The sequence below is a fragment of the Micromonospora matsumotoense genome (genome assembly GCF_900091525.1).
GTDB classification, from domain to species: domain Bacteria; phylum Actinomycetota; class Actinomycetes; order Mycobacteriales; family Micromonosporaceae; genus Micromonospora; species Micromonospora matsumotoensis.
The window spans coordinates 1-4,922 of the sequence record NZ_FMCU01000051.1 but is presented as its reverse complement, the minus strand read 5'-3'; the positions used below and the strand labels follow the sequence as shown (position 1 = coordinate 4,922).

Annotated in this window: 1 protein-coding gene; it reads right to left on the bottom strand. The window is 70.5% G+C overall.

Features of this window, described 5'->3' with window-relative positions:
- Positions 1 to 4,907, bottom strand: a 4,907-nt coding sequence (locus GA0070216_RS33480) for a non-ribosomal peptide synthetase (protein ID WP_245722907.1), incomplete at its 3' end; no start/stop codon positions are given.
- Between the last annotated feature and the right edge of the window lie 15 nt (positions 4,908 to 4,922).

Sequence of the window (4,922 nt, the reverse complement as noted above, 5' to 3'; positions counted from 1 at the left end):
AGCGAACGCTCCGGCGCCAACTCCTCCACCAACCGCTCGAACGGCACATCCTGATGCTCGAACGCCGACAACCCCACCTCACGAACCCGCCCCAACAACTCCACAAACGACGGATCACCCGACACATCCGTCCGCAACACCAACGTATTCACAAAAAACCCCACCACCTCATCCAACGCCTCATCCACACGACCCGCCACCACCGTCCCCACCGGCACATCCACCCCCGCACCCAACCGCGACAACAACACCGCCAACGCCGCCTGCAACACCATGAACACCGTCACCCCCTCAACCCGCGCCACCTCCACCACCCGCGCATGCACCCCCGCCGACACCACCAACCCCACCCCACAACCCCCACGACCAGCCACCACCGGACGCACCCGATCCACCGGCAACCGCAACTCCTGCGGCACACCCGCCAACACCCCACGCCAAAACCCCACCTGCCGCGAACCCACACTCCCCACATCCGACTCCACACCCAACAACCCCCGCTGCCACACCGCAAAATCCGCATACTGCACCGGCAACGGCGACCACCCCGGCACCTGACCCACCCGACGAGCCGCGTACGCCTGCGACAGATCCCGCGCCAACGGGGCCATCGACCAGCCGTCGGCCGCCACGTGATGCACCACAAGCACCAGTACCGACCCGTCGAACAACCACGCCCGGACCGGCACCTCGGCGGTGAGGTCGAACGGCTCCGCGATCGCCGCCGACACGGCGGCGTCCTGGTCATCGGTCTCGGCGATCGTCAACCGCCAGTCCAGCTCGTCGACGGGAATGATCTGTTGGAACGGCTCTCCGTCGACCATCGGCAACACCGTGCGCAACACCTCGTGCCGGGCCAACACATCCCGCAGCGCCAACTCCAGCGCCACCGGGTCGACCCCGTCGAGGCGCAGCACGATCGGCACGTGATACGCCGCCGTCGACTCCTCCAACCGGCTGATGAACCACAACCTGCGTTGTGCGAAGGACAGCGGCACCCGCGCTGGCCGTTCGACCGACGTCAGAGCCGGACGGGCCTGGTCTTCCGCGGACGACAGCCGCACCGCCAACGCCCGTGGCGTCGGCGCTTCGAACAACGTCCGCAGGGGCACCTCGACGCCCAGCACCGTCCGTACCCGGCCGGCGAGCCGTACCGCCATCAGCGAGTGCCCGCCCAGGGCGAAGAAGTCCTCATCCACGCCCACGGCGTCACGGCCCAGCACCGCGGCGAATGCCGCACACAACAATTCCTCGTGAGGCGTCATCGCACCCCGACCGGAACCGGGACGGCGTTCCACCACCACCGGGACCGGCAGTGCTCGACGGTCCACCTTCCCGCTCGACGTCAACGGCATCCCGGCCAACACCACAAGCGTTGGCACCATGTACTCCGGCAACCGCGCCGCCACGAAACCCTGTACAGCCTCGATGTCGAGGTCCGCACCGCCGGTCACGTATCCGACCAGCCGTCGCTCGCCCGGGCTGTCCTCCCGAACCACCACGACCGCCTGGTGAACTGCCGGATGTGCCGTCAGCGCAGCCTGCACCTCGCCCAGCTCGATCCGGAACCCCCGGATCTTCACCTGGTCATCCGCCCGACCCGCGAACACCAGCTCACCGTCGGCGTTCCACCGCACCAGGTCACCGGTGCGGTACATCCGCTCGCCCGCCCCGAAAGGACATGCCACGAACCGCTCGGAGGTCAGCGCGGCCCGTCCAACGTAACCCCGCGCCAGCTGGGACCCGGCGATGTACAGCTCACCGACCACACCCACCGGCACCGGCGCCAACGCGTGGTCGAGGACGAAGACGCGGCTGTTGGCCAGCGGCCCGCCCAGCGGTAGCGGGCCCGGACGCTGCGGGTCGATCGCGTCCACCGCCATCACGATCGTCGTCTCGGTCGGCCCGTACATGTGGACCAGCTTGCGGCCCGGCGCCCACCGGGCCGCCAGCGCCGGGTCGACGACCTCGCCGCCGACGAACAGCACCCGCACGCCGGCGAGGTCGTCCGGTTCGAGCACGCCGAGCAGCGAAGGCACCAGCGTCGCCGTCCGTGCCCCGGACGCCGCGACGAGCGCCCGTAGCAGCTCGGGCTCGGCACGCTCGGCCTCACTCGGCACGACCACGGTCCCACCGCGGCTGAGCGGCACGACGATGTCCATCACCGACATGTCGAAGGAGAACGACGCGTACTGCAGCATCGCCGTGCCGGGAGTGATCTCCAGGTGATCGGCGATGGCGGACACGAAGTTGGTCAGCGCGTCGTGGTCGACCAGCACCCCCTTCGGTCGGCCGGTCGAGCCGGAGGTGAAGATGACGTAAGCGGCCTGGCCGCCGTGTCCCCACTCCGGAAGTGACACGTCGTCGGCGTCGTCCGGCAGCGCGTCGATGAGGATCAGGTGCGGTCCGGCGGGCACCGCCCCGGCGGTCGCCGGGGTGGCGACGATGGCCACCGGCTGGGCGTCCTCCACCACGTACGCCAGCCGCTCGGTCGGCGTCTCCGGGTCGATCGGCAGGTACGCGCCGCCAGCCCGCCACACGGCCAACAGCGCGACGATCATGTCGAAGCCGCGCGGCAGGCGCAGCGCGACGACCGTCTCCGGTCCGACGCCGTGTGCCACCAGCACCCGAGCCAGCCGGTCAGCACGTGCACCCAGGTCGGCGTACGAGAGGAGCGCTCCGCCGAAGTGGACTGCCGGAGCGTCCGGCGTGGCCGCGACCTGGGCGGCGATCAGGGCCGGGACCGACGTCGGGTCGATCCGCGCGCCGGTGGCATTCCAACCGGTGAGCACGTCATGTCGCTCGGCGTCGTCGAGCAGGATGACAGCGCTCAACCGGGTGCCCGGCTCGGCGGCGACCGTGCCCAGGACCCGTACGAACCGGTCGACGAGCCGCCGCACGGTGTCGGCCTCGAACAGGTCAGCGGACCCCCGCACGACACCGCGCAGCCCGAGTGGCGCGCCGTCCGCGTTCAACGTTTCGCGCAAGCTGAACTCGAGGTCGAACCGGATCGCCCGAGTGCCCGCGGACAACCGGTACGCGTCGGCGCCGACGATGTCCAGGCTCGCTTCGACCTGGTTCTGCACGTTCAGCGCCACCTGGAACAGCGGGTGCCGCGACAGTGACCGAGCCGGCGCGAGTTCCTCCACGAGGCGGTCGAAGGGAACGTCCTGGTGCTCCAGGGCTGCCACGGCGGTATCCCGGACCCGAGCGAGGAGTTCGGTGAAGGCCGGGTCGCCGGACAGGTCGGTCCGCAGCACGAGCGTGTTCACGAAGAAGCCGACCAGGTCATCGAGCGCCTCGTCGGTCCGGCCGGCGACGACCGAGCCGATCGGAACGTCGGTGCCGGCGCCGAGACGGGACAGCAGGACCGCGAGGGCTGCCTGAACCACCATCGGCACGGTCACACCCTCGGCGCGGGCAAGCGCGCGCAGCCGGACGTGCACCGCGGCGGGCACGGTCAGGTCGATGCTGTGGCCCTCGTGGCCGGCGGTGGCCGGGCGCGGTCGGTCGACCGGCAGGTTCAGTTCCTCGGGTACGTCGGCGAGCCGATCCCGCCAGTAGGTCAGCTGCCGGCCCGCGACGCTGTCCGGGTTGTCTGGATCGCCGAGCAGCTCCCGCTGCCACAGTGCGTAGTCGGCGTACTGCACGGGCAGCGGACGCCAGTCCGGGGGGCTGCCGGCACGGCGGGCCGCGTAGGCGGTGGACAGGTCCCGGGCCAGCGGCTCCCAGGACCATCCGTCACCGGCGATGTGATGGACGACCACCACAAGCGTCTGCTGGTCGAACAGCCAGGCCCGGATCGGGATCTCCTGCGCGAGGTTGAAGCGGTAACCGGTGGCGGCGGCGATCGCGTCCGACTCGCCCGTGGCGAGTTCCAGCGACCAGTCCAGATCCGTCGGGTCGACCACCCGCTGGTACGGCTCGCCGTCCACCGTCGCGAACACGGTACGCAGCACCTCGTGTCGGGTGATCACGTCGCGCAGCGCCGCGTCAAGGGCCGCCGGGTCCACGTCGCCGGACAGCCGGAGAACCACAGGCATGGTGTAGGTGACCGATGGGCCTTCGAGCTGGTTGATGAACCACAGGCGGCGCTGCGCGTACGACAGCGGCATCCGCTCCGGCCGGATCTGCACGCCGAGCGCGAGCCTGGCCTGGTCGGCGTCGGACAGCCGGGCCGCGAGCCGGGCCGGCGTGGGAGCGTCGAACAGGGTACGGAGTCGCACGTCGGCGTGGAACACCATCCGGATCCGGCTGATCAGCCGGACCGCGAGCAGCGAGTGTCCTCCCAGGTCGAAGAAGTCGTCGTCGACACCGACGTGGTCGAGGCCGAGCACGTCGGCGAACGCGACGCGGAGCAGCTCCGTACGTGGGTCGAGCGAGTCGCGGTCGACGCCGGCGGGCGCGGTCCGGTCCGGGGTGGGCAGCGCGGAGCGGTCCAGCTTGCCGTTCGAGGTCAGCGGCAGCGCGTCGAGGACAACGACGGTCGATGGCACCATGTGCTCGGGCAGCCGCTGTGCCACCCACTCCCGCAGCCCGCTGCCGTCGCCTCCGACCACGTACGCCACCAGCCGGTCGTCCCGGAGGAGCACGGCCGCCTGGCGTACGTCGGGGTGCGCGACCAGCACGGTGTGGATCTCGCCCGGCTCGACCCGATACCCGCGGATCTTCACCTGATCATCGACCCGGCCGAGGAACACCAACCGCCCATCCGGAAGATGCCGCACCCGGTCCCCGGTCCGATACATCCGCTCACCCGACCCGAACGGACAACCCACAAACCGCTCCGCGGTCAGACCCGCCTGGCCCACATAACCCCGCGCCAACGCCGCACCCGCGACATACAACTCACCCGCCACCCCGACCGGCACCGGCTTCAACCTGTCGTCGAGCACGAACGCGCGCACGTTACGGATCGGCGT